Source organism: Thermostichus sp. OS-CIW-26 (assembly GCF_054058395.1).
The window spans coordinates 47,224-67,564 of sequence record NZ_JBSSAG010000008.1 but is presented as its reverse complement, the minus strand read 5'-3'; the positions used below and the strand labels follow the sequence as shown (position 1 = coordinate 67,564).

The 20,341-nt window shown below is 58.4% G+C and carries 19 protein-coding genes and 1 tRNA gene; 9 read left to right on the top strand and 11 right to left on the bottom strand.

What is annotated here, in order from left to right; translation table 11 throughout:
* Window positions 1-508 precede the first annotated feature (508 nt).
* Together ACVW0C_RS05455 and ACVW0C_RS05450 are read left to right on the top strand one after the other, a co-directional pair.
* A complete protein-coding gene (locus tag ACVW0C_RS05455; protein WP_457384573.1) occupies window positions 509-967 on the top strand; it encodes a GNAT family N-acetyltransferase in 459 nt (152 codons plus the stop codon).
* A gap of 215 nt (window positions 968-1,182) precedes the next feature.
* The gene (locus ACVW0C_RS05450; RefSeq protein WP_414399170.1) at window positions 1,183-1,668 is read left to right on the top strand and encodes a peroxiredoxin; all 486 of its coding nucleotides are present in this window, start codon (window positions 1,183-1,185) and stop codon (window positions 1,666-1,668) included.
* A 4-nt stretch (window positions 1,669-1,672) separates the two neighbouring features.
* Here ACVW0C_RS05450 and ACVW0C_RS05445 read toward each other — a convergent pair whose 3' ends face one another.
* On the bottom strand, window positions 1,673-1,858 hold the full coding sequence (locus ACVW0C_RS05445) for a hypothetical protein (protein ID WP_414344512.1): 186 nt from the start codon (window positions 1,856-1,858) through the stop codon (window positions 1,673-1,675).
* A 144-nt stretch (window positions 1,859-2,002) separates the two neighbouring features.
* Here ACVW0C_RS05445 and ACVW0C_RS05440 point away from each other — a divergent pair, with 144 nt between their 5' ends.
* Entirely contained in the window at window positions 2,003-2,743 is a 741-nt protein-coding gene (locus tag ACVW0C_RS05440; protein WP_414332228.1) for a glycerophosphodiester phosphodiesterase, read from the top strand.
* On the opposite strand, the gene ACVW0C_RS05435 is transcribed toward ACVW0C_RS05440, so the two are convergent.
* Window positions 2,740-3,474, bottom strand: a complete 735-nt coding sequence (locus tag ACVW0C_RS05435) for a protein-L-isoaspartate(D-aspartate) O-methyltransferase (RefSeq protein WP_457384572.1) — start codon at window positions 3,472-3,474, stop codon at window positions 2,740-2,742. The two genes, ACVW0C_RS05440 and ACVW0C_RS05435, sit on opposite strands and share 4 nt — an antisense overlap.
* A 617-nt stretch (window positions 3,475-4,091) precedes the next feature.
* Here ACVW0C_RS05435 and ACVW0C_RS05430 point away from each other — a divergent pair.
* Window positions 4,092-5,972 carry an AMP-dependent synthetase/ligase gene (locus ACVW0C_RS05430; protein WP_457384571.1) on the top strand — a complete coding sequence of 627 codons (1,881 nt, stop codon included), beginning with the start codon at window positions 4,092-4,094 and terminating at the stop codon, window positions 5,970-5,972.
* Window positions 5,973-5,985: 13 nt separating this feature from the next.
* Here the strand turns inward: ACVW0C_RS05430 and ACVW0C_RS05425 are convergent, their stop codons facing one another.
* Window positions 5,986-6,306: a hypothetical protein gene (locus ACVW0C_RS05425; protein WP_414331146.1), complete on the bottom strand. Its 321-nt coding sequence runs from the start codon at window positions 6,304-6,306 to the stop codon at window positions 5,986-5,988.
* Between the two features lie 255 nt (window positions 6,307-6,561).
* Between ACVW0C_RS05425 and ACVW0C_RS05420 the strand changes: the two genes are divergently transcribed.
* Entirely contained in the window at window positions 6,562-7,872 is a 1,311-nt protein-coding gene (locus ACVW0C_RS05420; RefSeq protein ID WP_457384570.1) for a (Fe-S)-binding protein, read from the top strand.
* Window positions 7,873-7,987: 115 nt separating this feature from the next.
* The gene (locus ACVW0C_RS05415) at window positions 7,988-9,217 is read left to right on the top strand and encodes an RNA-guided endonuclease InsQ/TnpB family protein (protein WP_457384569.1); all 1,230 of its coding nucleotides are present in this window, start codon (window positions 7,988-7,990) and stop codon (window positions 9,215-9,217) included.
* Window positions 9,218-9,357: 140 nt separating this feature from the next.
* On the opposite strand, the gene ACVW0C_RS05410 is transcribed toward ACVW0C_RS05415, so the two are convergent.
* The 3 genes from ACVW0C_RS05410 to ACVW0C_RS05400 all read right to left on the bottom strand — a co-directional run bounded on the left by ACVW0C_RS05410 (window position 9,358) and on the right by ACVW0C_RS05400 (window position 11,766).
* Complete coding sequence (locus ACVW0C_RS05410) at window positions 9,358-10,857, bottom strand: cobyric acid synthase (protein WP_457384589.1); 1,500 nt, start codon at window positions 10,855-10,857, stop codon at window positions 9,358-9,360.
* A gap of 204 nt (window positions 10,858-11,061) precedes the next feature.
* A tRNA-Gln gene (locus tag ACVW0C_RS05405) sits at window positions 11,062-11,133 on the bottom strand.
* A gap of 72 nt (window positions 11,134-11,205) precedes the next feature.
* Complete coding sequence (locus ACVW0C_RS05400) at window positions 11,206-11,766, bottom strand: FHA domain-containing protein (protein WP_457384568.1); 561 nt, start codon at window positions 11,764-11,766, stop codon at window positions 11,206-11,208.
* A 263-nt stretch (window positions 11,767-12,029) separates the two neighbouring features.
* Between ACVW0C_RS05400 and ACVW0C_RS05395 the strand changes: the two genes are divergently transcribed.
* The 3 genes from ACVW0C_RS05395 to ACVW0C_RS05385 all read left to right on the top strand — a co-directional run bounded on the left by ACVW0C_RS05395 (window position 12,030) and on the right by ACVW0C_RS05385 (window position 14,937).
* Window positions 12,030-12,902: an inositol monophosphatase family protein gene (locus ACVW0C_RS05395; protein ID WP_414384140.1), complete on the top strand. Its 873-nt coding sequence runs from the start codon at window positions 12,030-12,032 to the stop codon at window positions 12,900-12,902.
* Between the two features lie 158 nt (window positions 12,903-13,060).
* Window positions 13,061-13,918, top strand: a complete 858-nt coding sequence (locus ACVW0C_RS05390) for an ABC transporter substrate-binding protein (protein WP_457384567.1) — start codon at window positions 13,061-13,063, stop codon at window positions 13,916-13,918.
* Window positions 13,876-14,937 carry a J domain-containing protein gene (locus ACVW0C_RS05385; RefSeq protein ID WP_457384566.1) on the top strand — a complete coding sequence of 354 codons (1,062 nt, stop codon included), beginning with the start codon at window positions 13,876-13,878 and terminating at the stop codon, window positions 14,935-14,937. Before ACVW0C_RS05390 ends, ACVW0C_RS05385 begins: the two co-directional genes overlap by 43 nt.
* 12 nt (window positions 14,938-14,949) lie before the next feature.
* Here the strand turns inward: ACVW0C_RS05385 and ACVW0C_RS05380 are convergent, their stop codons facing one another.
* The 5 genes from ACVW0C_RS05380 to ACVW0C_RS05360 form a co-directional block, all read right to left on the bottom strand.
* Complete coding sequence (locus ACVW0C_RS05380) at window positions 14,950-16,533, bottom strand: CPBP family intramembrane glutamic endopeptidase (protein WP_457384565.1); 1,584 nt, start codon at window positions 16,531-16,533, stop codon at window positions 14,950-14,952.
* Window positions 16,534-16,631: 98 nt separating this feature from the next.
* On the bottom strand, window positions 16,632-17,351 hold the full coding sequence (gene trmB, locus ACVW0C_RS05375) for a tRNA (guanosine(46)-N7)-methyltransferase TrmB (RefSeq protein WP_414343030.1): 720 nt from the start codon (window positions 17,349-17,351) through the stop codon (window positions 16,632-16,634).
* 41 nt (window positions 17,352-17,392) lie between these two features.
* Window positions 17,393-18,586, bottom strand: coding sequence for an RNA-guided endonuclease InsQ/TnpB family protein (locus ACVW0C_RS05370; protein WP_457384588.1), 1,194 nt, complete (start codon window positions 18,584-18,586; stop codon window positions 17,393-17,395).
* Window positions 18,587-18,722: 136 nt separating this feature from the next.
* Entirely contained in the window at window positions 18,723-19,643 is a 921-nt protein-coding gene (locus tag ACVW0C_RS05365) for an L-lactate dehydrogenase (protein WP_011433746.1), read from the bottom strand.
* Between the two features lie 249 nt (window positions 19,644-19,892).
* Window positions 19,893-20,252, bottom strand: coding sequence for a hypothetical protein (locus ACVW0C_RS05360; protein WP_457384564.1), 360 nt, complete (start codon window positions 20,250-20,252; stop codon window positions 19,893-19,895).
* Window positions 20,253-20,341: the final 89 nt, after the last annotated feature.

Sequence of the window (20,341 nt, the reverse complement as noted above, 5' to 3'; positions counted from 1 at the left end):
CTCTCAGTTCATAGTTTCACTCTCACTTTCAGGAGGTTGCTATGTTTACCTTTCTCTCAAAGATTGCTAGAGCAGTTGTCCGCATATTCGCTCCTGCCAAGTCCGATCTGGTGGAAGTGGGTTACCAGCCCATCACGGATGATATCTATCGCATCAACGGCTCAGCCTGCCGTTTTAGCGATCTGGAGATCTCATCGTAAACCTCAGAGTCGGATTCTGGTGTCGGAGCGGCCACTGGCGCTGGCCTAGAAATTGGAAACAAGTTAAGACAACTGAATAAGTCTTAGTTAAGTCTTGGATGCGGTTAGTCCGCGTCGGCAGGGGTGGTTTTCCTCCCTGTGGCCAAGTTCTACCGGTTCAGTGGTGGCTCCCCGTGGGGGTCACCACTTATTGTTTTGTTGTTTGCAAGTTGTTTGGGAAAATAAGGAGAATGCTTGCGGTTGCCCTATCTCAACCTGTGTTGCCTTCCCCCGTAGTTTACCCAGCTACATCGAATGATCTGGATCCCTTGGCCGAAGTTCTAGCCCAGGTTTTTCATCCCCCCTCAGGTCTGCAACGCTGGATCTACCCAATTCGCAAGCTGGGCATTCGCGAAGAGTTGCGCCTCAGGCTGGCCGCAAGGGATCCCTACTACTGCTGTCTGGCAGCTGCGGTGGGATCCGAAGTGGTGGGCACTGCCGAGATCTCTTTGCGGGTCACAGCCCACGGGAAGTATCCCTACCTCTCCAACTTGGCGGTGCTGCCCGGCTGGCGGCGGCGAGGAATTGCTCGTCTGCTTTTGCTCAGTGCTGAAGGGGTGGCGAAAGGGTGGGGCTACCGCTGTTTGCATCTGCACGTATTGGAAGACAATCTCCCCGCGCGGCAACTGTACGCTCAACTGCGCTATACCCCCATCGAACGCACCTCTCAACTCTGGCGATGGTTGGGGATCCCTCCGCAGCTTTTGCTCTGCAAGTGGTTACCTTGAATTGGCAAAGGAATTGGCAAAGCGGCAACATTGAGCTGGCAGGGTGGAGATGCTTCCCACCCCGCTGGCTTGCTTCTGCGCAGTGAGGCGAGTTCCTGGACTCATATAAAGTTATGTAAACTAGAGATGGGTTCTAGAGAGGTCTCGGAGGGGCAGTGAGGGAATTGGGCAGGGTTTTCATGGGATTGGTTGTGGGCCTGCTTGTGGGCTTTGGGATGACTCAGCCTGCCTGGGCTCAGTGGGGAACTACTCCTCTCCCGCCAATAGGTTCTCCGGCACCGGAGTTCGCATTGCCAGATCAAGCCGGGCAAATACGGCGGCTGGCGGATTTTCGGGGGGAGTGGGTGGTGTTGTATTTTTACCCCCGCGACTTCACTTCCGGCTGTACGATTGAGGCCCGCCGCTTTCAGCAAGATTTGCCCAAGTTCCGGGCCATGGGGGCACAGGTTGTGGGCGTGAGCGCTGACTCGGTGGACTCTCACAGGCGCTTTTGCTCGGCAGAGGGGCTACAGTTTCCTTTGCTGTCGGATCCCGACGGCACGGTCAGTCGAGCCTACGGATCCTGGATGGGCGATGTTGCCCTGCGCAATACGTTCTTGATCGACCCCGAGGGGATTTTGCGAGAAATCGACCCAATTGTAAACCCCAGCCGCCACAGCGCTGAGGTTCTGGCCCAGTTGCAGCAGCTTATCAGGAACTAGCCCTCTAGCTTTCCGGGCCAAAAGTCTGCTCGAACTCGTAGAGCAACTCGTCGATCTCCTCCAGCGCTTGGTTGACATCCACGCGCAAGCTGCCCAAGTCTGGCTTTTCCAACAGCTTGGCTACCGCTGGCCGGCGTTCGCGGATTAGCTTGATGCGCTCTTTCAAGGCGGCAATTTCGGCGGCGTCCATAGCTTCAGAGACCTAATTGACTCTCCTAGCTTATCGCTTCCGCTGGGGGAGTGTCGCCTGCTGGGATCCCTTTCTGAACCACCGAGAGCCAATCATAATAGAGCTGCGCAACCTGGCACTCAACCCCGCTTCAGAGGTGCTGACATGCTCCCCTACACCCAGATTGTCGCCCACCGTGGGGAGCACACCCACGCCGAGGAAAACACGTTGGCCGCTTTTGCTGCCGCTATTGAGGTGGGGGCCGAGCAAATTGAGCTGGATGTGCGCTGTAGCCGAGATGGGATCCCACTGGTTGTTCACGATGCCGATTTGGATGGACAGCCTTTGGCCGCATTAACTTGGGCCGAGATTCGGGCCCGCAAACCCACGATTCCCACTCTTGAAGAGACCCTGTCACATATCAAGGGCAAGATCACCCTCGATATCGAACTCAAAGAAGCAGGCTATGAGGAACAAGTCCTTGCCCTCGTTAGCGATATTTTGACCCCCGAAGAATTTGTGATCACCTCTTTTTTGCCTCAGGTGGTGCAGCGGGTTAAAACGCTTTTGTCCCCGCAACCCAAGGTTGGCCTGTTGATCGAGGCAAAGGCTGAGGAGCAAGCCAAGGGATCTTTACTTACCCGTTGCCGGGAGTTGGGAGCGGATTTTCTGGCCCCCCACTACAGTTGGGTGAACTTGCAGTTCTTGGCTGAAGCTGAACAGGCCGGGATCCCTCTGTACGTCTGGACGGTGAACGATCCTGAAGTGATGAAGTTGTGCTTGCAGCCATTTGCCGGCTCAGTAGGACAAAATCCCGTTGTTCAAGGGTTGATTACCGACCGTCCCCAATTGGCTTTGCAAATTCGCGCCCACCTTTTGGCAGGAGTAGAGGGGGCAAAACCCTAGACCATGGGCACAAACTGCACCGGAAAAGCCCCTTTTTGAACCCATCCTTGGGCTGTTTTGCAGAGGATCAGCAAGGACTGGGATCCCTGGGCACCGGAGCCCGAAGGGCTTTCTCCCACCGGCACCACCAAGGTGCCCCCCACCGCCAGTTGATCCAGCAGCACCATGGGCACAGTTGGGGGCGCTGCCGTCACCAGAATGGCATCGTAGGGAGCATGCTCTGGCCAACCTTGGTAGCCATCCCCCTGACGCACTTCCACATTGCGATAGCCCAGGGCAGCGAGGGTTTGTTGAGCTTGAGCAGCCAACGGGGACAGACGCTCCAGGCTATACACTTGCCGGGCCAGCTCTGCCAAAACAGCCGCCTGATAGCCGGAGCCGGTGCCGATTTCCAACACCACCGATTCAGGCGTGAGGCGAGCAGCTTCTGTCATAAAAGCAACAATATAGGGCTGAGAAATGGTCTGGCCATAGCCGATGGGCAGAGGGTAATCCCTGTAGGCCCGATCCCGCAGATCAGAGGGGACAAAAAGGTGACGCGGCACTTTTCCCATGGCTTCCAGTACCCGTGGATCTCGGATCCCTCGTTTGATGAGCTGTTTCTTGACCATCTGCTCCCGTTGGGAAGCAAAAGGATCGGAAGCGTCTGGGGGCTGAGGTTCAACTTCTGGGATCCCAGCTGGAGAGCGAGAAGAATGTCTCCACCGGAAGGATGAGAATGGGTTGATCACCGATACACAACCTCCAGAAATGATGAGCCGCTCAGATCTTTCTCCGCTGCAACTGCTGGGCCGTCGAGCTTGGGGCTATGGATTCCACTCTCCCTCTTCCCCCCTGAGAAGGAAGGACTGGAGACGCTTGCTGCACGTGACATGAAGAGGATGAGTTAACCCAATTTCTCGCGTTGCAAGGGGGGCAGGGGTGAGGGAAAAAGCGCCTGGAGAGCTCTACCCCGATCCTGGCTCACCTTCGGCAAGACTTCACCGCTTGATGAAGAGATTGTTGCTGAATGGGAGGATGAAAAAACGGGATCCCCAAGATCCCCTACCTTGATTCTGCTGGGCTTTCTTGAACTTCGTTGGAGCCTCAGGTAAAGCTTACAGCCGGGATCCCCATGGGAGATATGGGATCCGGTTTGATCAAAATTGTAAAGTTTTGTGCGCAATCTGCCGGGGCGAGCAATCACCACCCTGGTTCTGCCAGCGCAAGATTTTATAGTGTTGATCCCTACCTTTTCCCCGCAAGGGGAAGATGGTGAATGGGGTGACAGGCTGGGAACTGTCCTAGCGACACCTGGGGAGAGAGGCTGGGTTTAATAGACTGTAAACGTAATTTACGGTACAGATCTATGACAACTGCTGCCGCTTCTGCTACTCCCACTGCCCCTGAGACGACGCTGCTGAACGTTTGGCAAGTGCTGGCGGAAGAGTTTGCCGGTCAGGTTGCCCTACGGGATCCCCACGCGCAGCCAGTTTTCGAGATGTCTTATGGAGAGCTGTTTCGCCGCATTCAAACCCTGGCGGCTGGCCTGCAGGCTTTGGGCATTTGCCCGGGGGATCGGGTGGCCATTTTTGCCGATAACTCCCCCCGCTGGCTGATGGCCGATCTGGCCACGATGTTCACGGGAGCTGTGAATGTGCCCCGCAGCGCTGTGGCGGATCCCAGTGAGCTGGGCTACATCTTGCGCCACTCCGGTAGCACGGCCCTGATTGCTCAGGATCTGAAGACCCTGAGGCGGATCCGGCCGGATGTGCAGGAGCTGGGCCTGGAACGGCTGCTGTTGCTTTCCGATGAGCAGGAAGCAGGGGTGCTGAACTTTTCCCAATGGCTGCAAAAGGGTCGGGAACACACCTACCAACCCCCAAAGCTGGAGCGATCCCAACTGGCCACCATCATCTACACCTCCGGCACCTCCGGTCGGCCCAAGGGGGTGATGCTCAGCCACGGCAACCTGATGCACCAGGTGGAGAACTTGGGCGTGGTCGTACAGCCACAACCGGGGAATAAGGTGTTGACCATTCTGCCCACTTGGCACTCTTATGAGCGGGCTTGCGAGTATTTTCTCCTCAGCCGTGCCTGCATGCTGGTCTATACCAGCCCTCGCTTTATCAAACAAGATTTCCAACAGGAGCACCCCCATTTTCTGGTGGCAGTGCCGCGGATTTGGGAAACCGTTTATGAAGGGATCCAACGGCAATTCAAAGAGAAAAGCCCCCTGATGCAGCGGCTGATCCGCGCTCTGATGGCCGTGAGTGAGAGGTATGTGCTCTCTGGACGGATAGCCCGCAACCAGTCGATTTTGCATTACGGAGTCAGCCCCTGGGTGCGCCTGCAGGCTCGCCTGCAACATTGGCTGCTCTGGCCCCTGCACCGATTGGCCGATGTGCTGATCTACCGCAAGGTACGACGGGCGTTGGGCCCCAATTTTCAACATGCCATCAGCGGCGGTGGATCCCTGCCTGCCTACTTGGATCTGTTCTACGAGGTGGTGGGCATTTCCATCTTGAATGGCTACGGCCTCACCGAAACTTCGCCGGTGTTGTGCGCGCGGCGTCCAGACAACAATGTGCGCGGTACGGCTGGCCCCCCTCTGCCGGGGACGGAGTTTCGCATTGTGGATCCTGAAACTCGACAGCCGCTGCCGCCACAAGAAAAAGGGTTGATCCTGGCCCGTGGCCCGCAGGTGATGATGGGCTACTACAACAACCCGGAAGCCACTGCCAAGGTGCTCAGCTCCGACGGCTGGTTTGAAACCGGGGATCTGGGCTGGCTCACCCCCGACGGGCAACTGGTGATCACCGGCAGAGCCAAGGATGTCATTGTCCTACTCAATGGGGAGAACATCGAGCCCCAGCCGCTGGAAGATGCTTGTCTGCAGTCTCCTTACATCCGTCAGATCGTGATCGTCGGGCAAGACCAAAAGAAATTGGCTGCCCTCATCTACCCCAACCTCGATGCCCTCAAAGCCTGGGCTGCCGAGCAAGGGATCCCGGCTGAGGATGCCGAGCTGCTGGCCCAGCCCCAGACCCGCACCTTGATTTTGCAGGAGGTGCGCCGCCGCATCCAAGAACGCCCTGGCTACCGGCCCGACGAGCAGGTCAGCGACTTTCGCTTCTTGCCGGAGCCGCTGAGCGTGGAAAACGGCCTTATGACCCAGACCCTGAAGATCAAGCGCAACCCGGTGGCCGAGCGCTATGCCCATCTGATCCAAGAGATGTATCCGGCTTGAGGTGCAGGCCCGCCTAAGTTTGGGATCCCCGTTGTTGCTCCAAGTAGCGCCGGAATTGCTCCGGTGGAATGGCCCCTCGGTAGGCTCCACAGTAGTAGAGGGTAAGCACTGCCTTGTAGGCCCAATCGCTTGGCACCACATCCGGGAAAGGGCTGGGCAAAGTATCTGCTTGGTTGTTGGCGCAGGCTTGCAAAATTTGCTCTGTGGTTAGCTGTTCTGCCAGGTCTGGAGGGAGTTCCCGCAGGTTGGCTTGGGCCAGAGCGGCGGTGGGCAGGCTCAAACTGGAGAGGGCTGCGCCCACAAGAGCTGAGGTGAAGAGGTGTTGCACTTTCATAGCACTCCGTGCTGTGCAGAGCACAGACAACTCGAAGAGGGTTAACGAGGGATCGATTGAGAGGGAATCCGTCCGGGGAGTCCCTTCTTCAGGGTAGTACGGACGAAAGGAGCGTCTGGATCTGGATAGAACGCCTCAGCCGCTTTGTTCCCGGATTAAGATGCAGGAAACGGGGGCACCTCCAAAACCCCAAAACAAGCCAAAAGGCAAGATTGAGTCTGTACAGCAGGCTTTTGTGCTGAGAGCTAGAGGCCGATGAACGTATCCAAAGGGCCAAGTTTTGACGGCGTGGATCCCCCGGATCCGAAGCTGATCGATGCCTGCGTGCATTGCGGGTTTTGCCTGACCACCTGCCCCAGCTACCGTGTAATCGGCAAAGAGACGGACTCGCCGCGGGGGCGCATCTATCAGATGGAGGCTCTCAACCAAGGTCAAATCTCCCTCTCGGCGGCTACGGTTTCCCACTTCGACAGTTGTTTGGGCTGTTTGGCCTGTGTTACGGCCTGTCCATCGGGGGTGCAATATGACCGCTTAATTGCCGCCACCCGCCCGCAAATCGAACGCAACTACCCACGTAGCCTTTGGGATCGGCTTTACCGCCAGTTCATCTTCTCGGTGTTTCCTTACCCGGAGCGGCTGCAACCGCTGCTGTGGCCTCTCTGGCTGTACCAAAAAATGGGGATCGGCGCTTGGATCCGAAAAGGGCTGGAAAAGGTCTCCCCGCGTTTGGCGGCCATGGAATCCCTGATGCCCCCCCTGGAGGTGGAGCAACTGCTGCCCAAGCGTTACCCTGAGCGGATCCCGGCGGTGGGAGAACGCCGTTTTCGGGTGGGACTCATTTTGGGCTGCGTGCAGCGCCTGTTTGCCCCGCAGGTGAATGAGGCCAGCATTCGCGTCTTGACCCACAACGGCTGTGAGGTGGTGATCCCGCCTGTCCAGGGCTGTTGTGCGGCCTTGCCCCACCATCAAGGGCAACTGCAGCAGGCGGAAACCCTGGCCCGCCAGATGATCGATGCCTTTGCCGATTACGAGTTGGATGCCATTCTGATCAACGCTTCCGGCTGCGGGCATACCCTGAAAGACTATGGCCACCTATTGGCCAGGGATCCCGACTACAAAGAGAAGGCAGCCCGATTTGCCGCCCAGGTCAAGGACATTCAGGAGTTTCTCGCTCAGGTGGGGTTAACGGCTCCTCTACATCCGCTACAGCCGGAACCCCTGGTGCTGGTCTACCAGGATGCCTGTCACATGCTGCATGGGCAGCGGCTCAGCCAGGAACCCCGACACCTGCTGCGGCAAATCCCAGGGCTGGAGCTGCGGGATCCCGTCGATGGTGCCCTCTGCTGTGGCAGCTCCGGCGTCTACAACCTGTTGCAACCCGAGGTGGCGGACGAGCTGGGATCCCAAAAGGTGGCCAACCTCCTCAACACCGGCGCCCAGGGGATTGTCTCCGCCAACATCGGCTGCCGCTTGCAAATCCAAAAGCACCTGCGCCTGCAAGGCAAGGCCAGGATCCCCATCTATCACCCGATGGAATTGTTGGATCGCGCCCTTACCGCTGCGTGACGCTTTCGCGAACAAGCTACAGGGGCTGCCTCTAGTCCCCGATCTGCTGAACAATTGGTTACTTTGCGGAACCGAAATAGCCATTAAACTAAGCATGTTGGCCGCGGCTATCTGAATGCTGCTTGGATTCCGCACCCGCTTAGAGCTGAATAACCGGCAGAAGACCCTAGCCGCTCAGCACGCTGGGGTAGCCCGTCACGCCTACAACTGGGGCCTGGCCATCTGTCGGCAAGCCCTGGAGAACCGGCAGAAACTCCCCACCGCCATTGACCTGCACAAGCGCCTGGTAGCCGAGGTTAAGAAGGAAAACCCCTGGTACTACCAGGTCTCCAAATGCGCTCCTCAGCAGGCATTACGCAACTTGGAGCAAGCCTTTAAGCGCTGGCGGGGTGGGTTGGGGAAGTTCCCCCGCTTCAAACGCAAGGGAGTGCGAGACAGCTTTTACCTAGAAGGCAGCATCCGCATTTCTGGCGACCGCATCAAGGTGCCTATCTTCGGTTGGCTGCGCTGTGCAGAGTTACTTCCGGCGACCACACCCAAGAACGTGGTCATTAGTCTTCGCGCTGGACATTGGCATATCTCCTTCAAATATGAAGCTCCAGCGCCTCAGGTAGAGAAAACCGGGGAAGTTGTGGGAGTGGACTTAGGGATCCATCACCTGGCCACCTGTTCCGACGGGAAAGTATTCGAGAATCCAAAACCCTACCGCAAGGCGAGGAAGCGTCTGGCCAGACTGCAACGGCGGCTGAGTCGCAAGCAGAAGGGATCCGCTAACCGTAAGAAGGCAGTGGTGCAGTTAGGCAGGGCCCATAAGCGGGTGGTAGACATTCGGCAAGACAATCTGCACAAACTAACGACTTACCTGGCCAAGAAGTATCGGGTGGTGGTGATTGAGGACTTGCAGGTAAAGAACCTGCTCAAGAACCGCAAGCTGGCAGGAGCGCTGTCAGACTGTGGGTTCTACGAGTTGAGGACTCCGTCCCGCTATCGCGAACGGCGACAGCTAGAGTATAAGGCCCGGCTCTACGGCTGTCAGGTGGTGGTGGTGGATAGGTTTTATCCGTCCAGCCAACTGTGTTCAGGGTGTGGGCACCGACAGAAGATGCCACTGCAGGAAAGGGTGTTTTGCTGCCCGTGTTGTGGTCTGGAGCTAGACCGCGACTTGAATGCAGCTCTAAACCTGTTGCGGTGGTACAGAACTACCCCAAGCTCTGGGGGAAGTGACGCCTGTGGAGACTCCTCTGGCGGGGTGGTGGGGGTGAACTCTGCCGCTAGTCATGGGTCGCTGAAGCAGGAAGAAAGCAGCGATGCTGGGCAAAGTTCTGTTTTGTTCAGCGTTGCATAAGTCTTTCGGAGCGGACTTCTTCGGGTCAGGCAGAGGTAGCCGAGGCAACCGGTTGAGTGGATCCTGGATTTCCGGTCGCGCTGGCGTAACCTGGCGCAACATAGCCTCCCACCCCACTTCTCTCCCCCATCGCCGATGGGCTATTCCATCAACAGGCCCAAGTCCAGGTGAGGCTGCCACAGATCGGCCAGGCGCTCCAGCAATTGCTCCCGCTGCTGAGCATAGTGGCCCTCCAGATCCGGCAAGGGATCCCAGCCTTTTTGTCGGCGCAGCCAGTTCAGCCATTGTCGCCGCCACAGGTGGTTGTCAAACAGGCCATGCAGATAGCTGCCCCAAATCCGACCCGTGGGATCCCGCCAGCCCAGGTTCTCTTGCTCGAACAGCGGCAGGCAGCCAGAGGGATCCGCCTGGGTGGATCCCTGATGAATTTCGTACCCCTGAATGGGGGCCAGGGCAGGCCATCGGCTTTGGGTCTGCACCTGCTGGGTGACCTTGGTGGGTTGTAAAACGGTGGTCAAAGGGAGAAAGCCCAGCCCTGGGTAGGTGCCGGCGATCCCCTCCCAGCCTTCGGGATCGGCGATGGTTTCTCCCAACATTTGCAGTCCGCCGCAAATGCCGACGATATGGCCGGAGTATTGGCGCAGTTGATCGGCCAGGCCGGTCTTTTGCAACGCGAACAGATCGTTGAGGGTGGTTTTGCTGCCGGGCAGGATGACCACATCCGGGGATCCCAAACTTTGGCCGGGGTGAACCCAGCGCAGATGGACGGTGGGCTCCGCCAACAAGGGGTCAAAATCCGAGAAATTGGCCACCTGGGGCAAACGCACCACAGCAATCTCCAGGCGCCCTTCCCTCAGGGCTTGGCCACCGGCCCGGTCGCGGCGATCTTCCCAGAGCTGGGGGCTAGCCTCAATTCCCATCGAATCCTCTTGGGGCAGAACCCAGTCCACCCAAGGCAAGACCCCGACAACTGGGATCCCGGTGTAGTTTTCCAGCCAGTCCAGGCCGGGCTGCAACAGTTCCCGCGAGCCGCGAAACTTGTTGATGACAATGCCCCGGATCAGGGCCCGTTCTTCGGGTTCCAGCAGTTGGAGTGTGCCCACCACATGGGCCAGCGCCCCACCTCGGTCGATGTCCGCCACCAGCCAAGTGGGGGATCCCAAATGCAAGGCAACCCGCATGTTCGCCAAGTCTCGATGTTTGAGGTTCACCTCTGCCGGACTGCCTGCCCCCTCGCAAAGGATCCAGTCGTACTGCTTTTGCAGGCGAGCAAGGGCTTCTTTGACCGCTTGCCAGGCCGGCGCAAACCAGCGCTCGTAATACTCTCCGGCGCGGTAGGTGCCCACCGCCACTCCGTTCAAGACGATCTGGGAAGTCAGGTTGCCCTGGGGCTTCAGAAGAATCGGGTTCATTTCCACCGCAGGGGGGATCCCGGCAGCCCAAGCTTGCAGAGCCTGCGCGTAGGCAATCTCCTTGCCGTCTGGGGTGACATAGGCGTTGAGGGACATGTTCTGAGCTTTGAAAGGGGCAACCCTTTTTCCCGCTTTCTTGAGAATGCGACAAAGGGCTGTTACCAAAAGGGTTTTGCCCACGTGGGAAGAAGTTCCCACCACCATCAAGGATCGACCTGAACAGCTCACCCCGGATCCCTCACCCTTGGTTTCTGGTTGTTGCCATTCTCTCCGCGGCCAGTCCTGCCAAGCCAGGGCCTCCGTTGGCAAAGGCGACCCCATGATTCCTCAGTTCCCCAGAGCAACGCGCCCTGCTGATGCCCAAAGCCGCACCCTCCGGTCTGCACGGGATCCCAGGGGCTTGCGCCTTTGTGCTCTCGGTTGGATTTTGAGCTGGGGCAGATGGATTCGAACCACCGAATGGCGGGACCAAAACCCGCTGCCTTACCGCTTGGCGATGCCCCAATTCACATTGCTTAACCGGCTTAATTAATCTAGCGATGCAGCTTCGGGTCTGTCAACAGTTGCAGTGAGCTCCTATGCGTGGGGAAGCTGAAGCTCTTCGCCAAGGTCAGGGCCGATGTCAAAGGGGTTCACAGGGAGAGTGCGGGCTACCTCAAAGAAATAGGCGCGGATCTCTGGCCCGAAATAGATGACATCTCCGCTCCTCAGGTAGTGAGTGGCCACCCGCGTGCCGTTGACAAACACCCCATTGGTACTGGACTGGCCCTTGCGATTGCCGTCGATCAGGCAATAGGTAAACCCTGTCCGGTTGGACTTGGTGGGCACCCGCACCAGGTAAGCGTGGTGACGCGAGACAAACCGATTGACGATCTGGATGGCGTTGGAGGGATCCCGTCCAACCGTATAGATACTCTCCCGCAGGATGTAGCTGCAGGGCCGGACAGGATGGCAGATGGACAGGGCGAACTCCGGATGGGATACCGGCTGCTCAGGGACTCGATCGAACAGATCTGCTGGCAGATCAAAGCTGTAGCTAGAAGCAAGAGGATCCCCCCCACCAACCGCCGTGGTGGAGGCAAAGAAATCGTCGTAGCTATGTGACAACGGCCTTCCCCCCTCAACGCTCAACGCCATTTACAGCAGCTTGGCTTTCCAAATTCAAAGTCTTATCTAGAGTTCCCCAAAACCCTACTGCTTTCAAAGGAACTCTGGTCTTGGCGGGCTGCCGGAAAACCCACAAGCCCCAGTGTACTGTACTATACACCATAGGCAGCCTTGGAGATACCCCCTTTCCCAAAAAATTGGGTTTGGGTCGGGCCTATTTTGGCTTTCGGGGATCCCTTGGGAGCCTCAGCCTTCGCGGGCTATCCTGAGTAACAGATTCTTGAGGTAGGGGTGTGACAGAGGCCCTGCTGCGTCGGTTGGATGTGGCCACAGAAGCTGCCCTGGAGGCAGGGGCTTTGCTGCGCAGTTATGTGGGAGGCACCCTCGCCATCGAGGAGAAACGTCCGGGCGACTTGGTGACTGCGGCGGATCGCGCTTCCGAGGATCTCATCTTGAAAATCTTGAGGCGGCACTTCCCCGAAGACGTAATCTTGACGGAAGAATCTGGCCAGCAGGGATCCCCGGAGGGTGCCTACGCTTGGATGATCGATCCCCTAGATGGCACCACCAACTTTGCCCACGGTTACCCTTTCGCTGCCGTCTCCATTGGTTTGCTGCAGGGGCGGGAGCCGGTTTTGGGGGTTGTTTGTGACGTTTTTCGCGGGGATCTGTTTCGCGCCGTCCAAGGAATGGGGGCCACCCGCAACCGTCAACCCATTCGAGTCTCCACAACGGCTGAATTGTCTCGGAGCCTGCTGGTTACCGGCTTTGCCTACGATCGTCGCGAAACCCCCGACAACAACTACGCCGAGTTTTGCCACTTTACCCATCTCACCCAAGGAGTGCGGCGGGGCGGATCTGCAGCTCTGGATTTGGCCTATGTGGCCACCGGCCAGTTGGATGGCTATTGGGAGCGGGGCCTCTCCCCTTGGGACATTGCCGCAGGGATCGTCCTGGTGCGGGAGGCAGGCGGCAAGGTGACCGCTTATGATGGCAGCCCGGTGGACGTTTACAGTGGCCGACTGTTGGCCAGCAATGGCTGGTTACACGCTGCTCTGCAAGAAGAATTGGCCCAAGTACAGCCTTTGCCGGTCTCCTTTCCCATGCGGCGGGATCCACGCCCAGCCTATCAGAACCGGGAAAGCTCCCCAGTTGAGTTGAATTGAAGACAGAAGTAGCTGACGAATAATCGAGGAATAATCAAGAAGATTCCAAGAACCCTATGTTGGGCAGGGTAGGTAGAAGATTGGTTAGCAAGCTCCACAGAAAACAGCGACATTGCTGCCGGGCGGCACAGTTCGGCCTGGCTCTCCTCTTGGGAGCGATGGCCCTTGGGGTGGCCACTGCTGGCCCCGGTTACCCTCAGCCGGCACAAGGGAAAGTCGCCCCCACCGAGCAGGCACAGCCCCCTGATTCCCGTTGGACTGAGATCCAGGCCCGGGGGCGCATTCGGGTTGGCTTGGATCCCAGTCTGGGGCCGGCCTATCTCTATACCGACTTGGAGCGACAAACCTACGCCGGCTTCGAGTGGGATATCCTGGAGGCGCTTGCCCAAACCCTTCAGGTGCAGGTGGATCCCATCTACGTGGCCTGGAGCGAGCAGTTGGCGGCCTTGCAAGCGGATGAGGTGGACTTGATCTGGGGGGCGCGGGAAGCTTTGGGCTTGGATCCGGAGCAGTTTCTGGCCACCCGGCCCTACTATCTCAGCCCGCAGCGCTTGGTGGTACGGGATCCCTCCCCCGCCTCCGGGCCAGAGGAACCGGCCATTGAAGCACTGTCGCAATTATTTGGCCGCAAAGTGGGCATTGTAGTTAACAGTACGGGGGCAGCCCTACTGGAGGCGTATAACGAGAGGAGGGGCAACGCCATTCGTCTCTTTGCCACCAGCAACCCTGAGCGCTTGTTTGCTCAGCTACAAGCCGGCCAGTTGGATGCCGTGCTGGTCGATCAGCCTGTTGCCGCCCTAAACCTGCGCCAAGCTGGATCCCGGCTGCGCCTGGTGGGGCCGCCCCTGTTCCCCATGCCTCTGGTGGGAGTAGTATCCTCTCAGCATCCTTCCCTGAAGGAAGCTGTGGATGGGGCGATTTCCAGCCTGATCGAAAACGGAACCTTGCAGCAGATTTTAGAGAAGTGGCAACTATGGGATCCAACTCTAATGTCCCCCGCCTCAACCGAGGGCTAGCCCGCTACGAGACTGACCATTTCGCCATCTTAGGCGTGCCCCTTACCGCCGACTCCAAGGGGATCCGGCGCGGCTACCTGCAGGCGGCCAAGGCCCTCCACCCGGATCGGTTTGTGGGGGATCCCGAAGGTGCAGAGCGCGCCAACATCCTCTTTGCCAAGCTGGTCAACCCGGCCAACGAAGTGCTGACCAAAGAGCGGGAGCGAGGGGAATATGAAACGGTGCTCAAAATGCGGATCAAACGCCTTTTGGAGACGCCCCCCCCGGATCTTTGGCCCTCTGGGGAAGCCGTCAAGGGCTTGGCCGAGCACCCCCATTGGCAGGAAGAGTATGTCAGACGGGTGGAGAAGCTGGCCAAAGAACAATACAGCTCCATGGAAACCCTGCTCGAGAAAACCGAGGAATTGAGCGAGCTGAACCTGGCCTATTTGTTGCTCAAGGCCGGCTACCAGGGGAGCCTAGCCCCTGCCTCTAGAACCACTACCGCGACCGGGATCCCAACCCCTTCCCCCAGCCGTACCACTGTGGGTGGGATCCCAGCCTCCCCCGTCGTTGCTCCGCCCACCCGTCCCCCTGTTCAGCCTGTTCCCACCCCACCGCCTGCCCCCAAGTTCAGCCCTGGGGAAACCCGCTTTATCCAAGCCTTGGACATGATCGAGCGCAAGCAATACCGGGATGCAGTGCAATATCTGAACTTCGCCATCAGCGCTGAGCCCAACGTGGCCCGCTACTACCTGCACCGGGGCATTGCTCACCTGAAGCAGGGGAATGCTGGCATGGCCAAAGCAGACTTTTTGCAGGTCAGCCGCCTAGAACCCGCCAACGCCGAGTTGATGGCCGAGGTGCGCCGCTGGCTGCAGCAGGTCACCACTCAACAGCCCATTCCCGTCCCCAAGGACTCCGTCCCGCCAACGCGAGTGGCCAGCCGTCAAACGTCACAGGCTCAGAAAGTGGTGCCGCCTCCCCGTAAGGAGGACAACGGCGGGTTCTTGAGCCGCCTCTTCGGCAGGAAAAAGTAGGCAGAGCCCCCCTTAACGCGCACCCCCTAGCACCAGCAGCGTCACCAGGGATCCCGTATTCCAGAGGCTGTGCAGCAGGATGGGAGCCAGCAGGTTGCGGCTGTGGCTGTACACCACCCCCAGCACCACCCCCAGCATGGTCAGAGGCAGCAGATCGGAAAGGTTGAGGTGGGCAAGGGCAAAGGTGAAGGCGCTAAGCCCAATGGCGGCCCCCATAGGCAGGTAGCGGCTTAGAGTAGGCAGCCAAAAGCCCCGGAACAGCACCTCCTCAAAAACAGGGGCACAGACAGACACCACGGCCAAAAACACCAACCGCGCCCCCCAACCATGGCTATCCAGCAGCAGGGGCAAAATGGGATTCCCACCCCCCGCCTGCGGTAGCAGCAATTGCGAGAGTGCCGCTGCCAGCACCACCAAAGGCAAGGCCACCCAGTAGCCACACAAGCCCCACAGCAGCCAAGGACCCCACAACCGCACCTGCAGCACCCTCTGCCAGCCGGGGTAGGCGTGCAAGAGACGGTACAATAACCCTGCCCCCAGCAAAGCGCCGGAATTGTAGGTGAGAAACAGGGCCACCGCCTGGTGCCAAGGGCTGAGCTGCTCTGCCCCCAGGCCGAGAATGATGATGTAAAGTCGAGGCACCAAAGCGTTGAGGGCGATAAACCCCAAAAACCAGCCGGTCAACACCGCTTGCGCCCCGATCCCCGGCCAAGGCACTTCCCAAGCAGGGCCCAGGAGCGGACGTTTGCGCCAAAGGCTCCAGCCCAGCCAGCCCAACAAGAGCATCAACCCCAGCAGCGCCCCCAGCACGGGAATCCCACCCACCACCGCCAGTCGAAACAGAGCCGCCAAGGCCAATTTTTCCTGCTGTTGGTTGAGGGCATTTAGGCTATCGCTGCGCTGCTGCAGTCGGTAAAGCTGTTGCAGAGCCACCGCCTCAAACCAACCATCCAGATGATTGCGAATCTGCACCTCCGCCTCTGGCAAGATGCGCCGCGGTGTTCCCCACAGTCCCTGTAGAACCTGGGCTGCTCTCTTTTGACTCGATTCCAGCTCCACGGGACGTTCCAGGTCGATGATCTGTTGCCATTGCTGCTGAGCGGCCTCCAGATCTTCTTGGTAGGCATAGAGCAAGCCCAGGCGCAGCCACAGTGCATCCAGCTCCGTCTGCAAATCTTGCATGGAGGCCAAAAGGGCAGGATCCACCTCTGGAGATTGGGCCAGTTCTGGGCTGGCCGCCTCAGATTCGCCAGCAGGAGTTAAACGGGCCAGCCGTTTCAAACGTTTCAGGCGTTCGGTGTAGTTATCGGCGGTCTGCTGATAGCGATTTTGGGCCACCTTGAACACATCCTGACCCAAAAGTGCCCGTGCCAGATCCTGATAGCGGGGATCATCGAGGGTGCGGGAAGCCTGCAGGGCGAGATCGGTTTGCAACAAATCCAACTGCGTTTGGGGCGGCGGCTGAAACCAACTGCTGGAAAGAGAAAGCCCGACAATCACAATGGCCAGTAGGCTCAGCAGGTTGAGGATCCCACGGCGAACAGAAAACCAAGCAGAGGAGGGGTCGGCAGAGGCCGTGGTTTCAGAGTGAGACATTGCGGCGACGGATCCAACTCAAGCGGGTTATATCCTATCTTCTGTATTGTCTTGGCGGAATGGAGTTGTTATTACTGCATTACGGATTTGTCCTGTTGTCACCGTCGCTCCAGCCAATAGCGATAGATGGGCAGGCCCAGTTGTAGGCAGTGCCACTCCCGCTCCGTGGGGATGCCGAGGGGATTGGAGTCCAAAGGCCCCTGGTGGGGATCCCAAAACTGCGGATGCTCTAAAAATCGAGCTGCCATTTCTTCGGCCACCTCTTGGATATCCGATTGCAGGAAGACAGGGCTGCCCGGTCGCAGCAGCAGAGCCAGATCTGCCACCAGTTGGGGCTGGACGATCCGCCGTTTGTGATGGCGCTTTTTGAACCAGGGATCCGGAAATAGGATGGTTACGCGGCTGAGATCCCCCGGCGCAAACAGATGCCGCAAAGAGACATTGATGTTGGCAAACAGAAAATGGACGTTATCCAGCCCCAGCTCGTCCCGCCAGGCATTGGCCCGCTCCACCAGCGCCTGCCGAATCTCTACCCCCAGGAAGTTCCAGTCGGGCTGCTCCTGAGCGAGGCGCAGCAGAAATCGTCCGCTCCCTGTGCCGATATCCAGATGAAAGGGCTGCCCCAGCCGTCGGTATACCCGCTCCCAGTGGGGTGGGGGGGTGGGCTGCTGATACTGCGCCTGCAGGGGATTGACGTGCTGCCGTACCCGGTGACCGAGGCCCCTCTGTAAGGGGATCCCGGCCCAAGGCGGAGAAGGGGGGCGCTTCTCCAGTTGGCCCTCAGGCGATTGCTGCCCCTGTTGCACCTCTGCTTCCATAGACCACCTCCTGCCGCCAGCTGCGGCCCTCGCCCAGTAAACTACCCGACCCTGACTACTTCGCAGTACAGGGCGGGCTTTCGGTAGCCCTGCAGTTGGCAAGCCAACCACGGACCTCTAGGCTGGTTTACGGCAGCCCCAAGTTTGGCAATCATGTTGGCCCCATTCCAGTCCGCATCCCCTTCCCATCCACAGTGCCCACACTTGAACTGCTTCCCACTGCGATAGGATTGCGTAGGATCGGGATGGATGTGCAAACACCGGTGGCAGGTCTGCGACGTGTAGGCAGGCGGAACCAGTACTACAGGCACTCCGGCGATGGCAGCCTTGTAGACCACAAACATCCTAAGCTGGTAGAACGCCCAACTGTTGGCCCTGCGCCTTTCGGTTTTGCTGCGTGGCTGTTGATTGACCCTTTCCCGGATCCCTGTCAGGTCTTCCAGAGCGATAGCGCTGTTGGTAGCTTTTGCCCTAGAGACAATAGCTTTGGAGATGCGATGATTGACCCACGCCTGAAAGCGCCTCTCCTTGCCAGACAGCCGTTGCAACAGTTCTCTGCATCTGCGCCGCGAACTGCGTGTGCCCTTACTGGCTTTGCGTTGGAGTGCCGCCCTCAACCGGGAGTAGTGGTCTCGGACTTTGTTCAACTGCTGTCCATTCCAGTTGTCCCCTTCTGAGGTATGAGCGATATCTGTCCTTCCAAAGTCCACCCCGATCACCTTGTCGGTATCTTGTTGCTTGGGTGGTTTTTTCTCTACGCAAATCTGGATGTAGTAGGAGCCATCTTTGCGCTTGATCAGCGTGGCAGCTTTTGGGTTAGAACCAGCCAGCATTCCCCTCTGGTAGTTGCCAATGGCTAGCTCAAAGCGTTCTCTCCCTTCCACCGTGGTCAGCGACACCGTCCAGTCTTTTTGACGGAACGAAAAGATGCGAGCGTCGTAGGTAACAAAGCCGATCTTAAACTCCTTGACGGGACGCTTTTTCTGCTTAGCCACTTTGCGGGAACCCGCTACCCGTCTGCACACCTGTTGAGCCAAGTTACTGGACAAGCCAAACCGGGCTCGAATCTCGTAGTAGCAAAGGGATTGGAGTTTGACTGCGTTGACTACTTTTTCTGGTGTGTTTTGGTTGACCCAGTTCAATGCCTGTACAAAGGCATCCATCGTCGCGTCCAATTTGGCGGCTTGCGACGGGGACACCTTGAGCTTACAGGATATGGTCAGGACTTGGCTCATAAGTTCATTGTACTTCATCAAAGCGCATTCCTCCCGGCAGTGACCCTACGGGTACAGTGCGGGGCTCCTGCGATTTCTAGCTGACCAAGGGATCCCCCAGCTTGGAGGGGAGCGACAAAAGTCCAGGAGATCTAGGCTACCACCGGATGCTGTCGATGACTTGCCGCAAGATCTGGGCCGAGCGGTGCAGCTGCTTGCGCTCGCTCTCGGTGAGGGACATGGCCAGCGTGCGTTCCACCCCCTGCCGCCCGACCACTCTGGGCAAGCTGAGACAGACCTCTGGCAGATCGTACTCCCCTTGGGTGAGGCTGCTCACGGTTAAAACGCGGTGTTGATCCCGCAGCAGGGCTTGGACAATTTGCGTCACCCCTAACCCGATGGCGTAGCTGGTGGCCCCTTTGCGACGGATGATCTCGTAGGCAGCGTTGCGCACCTGCTCGAAGATATCCCCCAAATAGGCGGGATCCCAGTCCGGCGAGAGTTCCCCAATCGGGGTGCCGGCGATGTTCACCTTGCTCCAAACGGCCACCTCGCTATCTCCATGTTCGCCGATGATGTAGGCGTGCAGGCTACGCGGATCCACCCCCAGGCGCTCCGCCAAAAGATAGCGAAAGCGGGCTGTGTCCAAAACCGTCCCCGACCCAATTACCTGCCCTGCCGGCAACCCCGACAACTTCAGGGAAACGTAAGTCATGATGTCAACGGGATTGCTCACCACCAAAAGGAGTGTGTCAGGGCAATGGGCCATCAAGGCCGGGATCAAGCCTTTGAAGATCTCGACGTTGCGCTGCACCAAATCCAAGCGGGTTTCTCCAGGCCGCTGCTTAGCCCCTGCCGTCAAAATCACCACGTCTGATCCGGCACAATCCGCCAGCTCCCCTGCCCGTATCCGTGTCGGCTCCACAAAGGGGATCCCGTGCACCAGATCCATCACTTCCCCTTCCAGCTTGTTGCGGTCGATGTCGTGAAGGACCAGCTCATCCAGAGTGTTCTGGATTACCATCGAGTAGGCACAGGCCATGCCTACCTGGCCGGCGCCGATGATGGATCCCTTCAAAAGGCGGCGAGAAGTCAGCCCCTCGACCTGCTGCTGGGAGCGCTGCTTGGGTTGGTGCTTAGAAACAGTCATGGCTGCAGCCGCTACTCTTCGTTCTCCAGCTTAAGCCTGCCTAGAGGAAGAAAAAAACAGGCTACCGCTCTCCAGAAGAACTGGAAAGGCGAGAAGAGGCAGGATCGGTTGCCGCAGCGGACTGGATCCATCTGAAACAATAAAAACAATAAATAGCCCTCTAACCTTCAACAGTCCTCAACCCGGCTGCTGGGTTAGCCGCTGCCAAAGCTGCGGAGGAATGCGCTCGTGAGGACACTTTAGGGACTGAATCTGAGCTAAATCTTCCGGCATGTAGTGCAAGGCTACCCGCGCTGCCGGATCCAAAAGGCTGCGCCGTCGTCGGTTACATTGCTCCGCTTCTCCCAGAAACACGTCCAGCCAGCCATCTCGCTCTTGGTAGCGAATCCTCAAAGCAGAGAGAGAAGGCAGAGCAGAGGAAACTTCTTTGCGGTAGAGCCGAAAGCCCTGCTCCAGGCTCCAGCCCAGCCACCACTGAGGCGCCCATTGCCCCAACTGCCTACACCACACCCCCGCCTGAACCTGTTGCCATGCCATGCTTGCCACTCCGCAGCTTGTTCTCCTGAGAAGACTTAACTGCAAATCTTTAGCAATTGCTACTTGGGTAAGCACTCTACCAGACTCCT

Bases quoted from the DNA above. Each gene is read 5' to 3' on its own strand.
- ACVW0C_RS05450 (WP_414399170.1), top strand. From the start codon at position 1,183: ATGACTCAGCCTGCCTGGGCTCAGTGGGGAACTACTCCTCTCCCGCCA.
- trmB (WP_414343030.1), bottom strand. From the start codon at position 17,351: ATGGAAGCAGAGGTGCAACAGGGGCAGCAATCGCCTGAGGGCCAACTG.
- ACVW0C_RS05385 (WP_457384566.1), top strand. From the start codon at position 13,876: ATGGGATCCAACTCTAATGTCCCCCGCCTCAACCGAGGGCTAGCCCGC.
- ACVW0C_RS05370 (WP_457384588.1), bottom strand. From the start codon at position 18,586: ATGAGCCAAGTCCTGACCATATCCTGTAAGCTCAAGGTGTCCCCGTCG.
- ACVW0C_RS05420 (WP_457384570.1), top strand. From the start codon at position 6,562: ATGAACGTATCCAAAGGGCCAAGTTTTGACGGCGTGGATCCCCCGGAT.
- ACVW0C_RS05360 (WP_457384564.1), bottom strand. From the start codon at position 20,252: ATGGCATGGCAACAGGTTCAGGCGGGGGTGTGGTGTAGGCAGTTGGGG.
- ACVW0C_RS05430 (WP_457384571.1), top strand. From the start codon at position 4,092: ATGACAACTGCTGCCGCTTCTGCTACTCCCACTGCCCCTGAGACGACG.
- ACVW0C_RS05445 (WP_414344512.1), bottom strand. From the start codon at position 1,858: ATGGACGCCGCCGAAATTGCCGCCTTGAAAGAGCGCATCAAGCTAATC.
- ACVW0C_RS05440 (WP_414332228.1), top strand. From the start codon at position 2,003: ATGCTCCCCTACACCCAGATTGTCGCCCACCGTGGGGAGCACACCCAC.
- ACVW0C_RS05415 (WP_457384569.1), top strand. From the start codon at position 7,988: ATGCTGCTTGGATTCCGCACCCGCTTAGAGCTGAATAACCGGCAGAAG.
- ACVW0C_RS05400 (WP_457384568.1), bottom strand. From the start codon at position 11,766: ATGGCGTTGAGCGTTGAGGGGGGAAGGCCGTTGTCACATAGCTACGAC.
- ACVW0C_RS05425 (WP_414331146.1), bottom strand. From the start codon at position 6,306: ATGAAAGTGCAACACCTCTTCACCTCAGCTCTTGTGGGCGCAGCCCTC.
- ACVW0C_RS05380 (WP_457384565.1), bottom strand. From the start codon at position 16,533: ATGTCTCACTCTGAAACCACGGCCTCTGCCGACCCCTCCTCTGCTTGG.
- ACVW0C_RS05390 (WP_457384567.1), top strand. From the start codon at position 13,061: ATGGCCCTTGGGGTGGCCACTGCTGGCCCCGGTTACCCTCAGCCGGCA.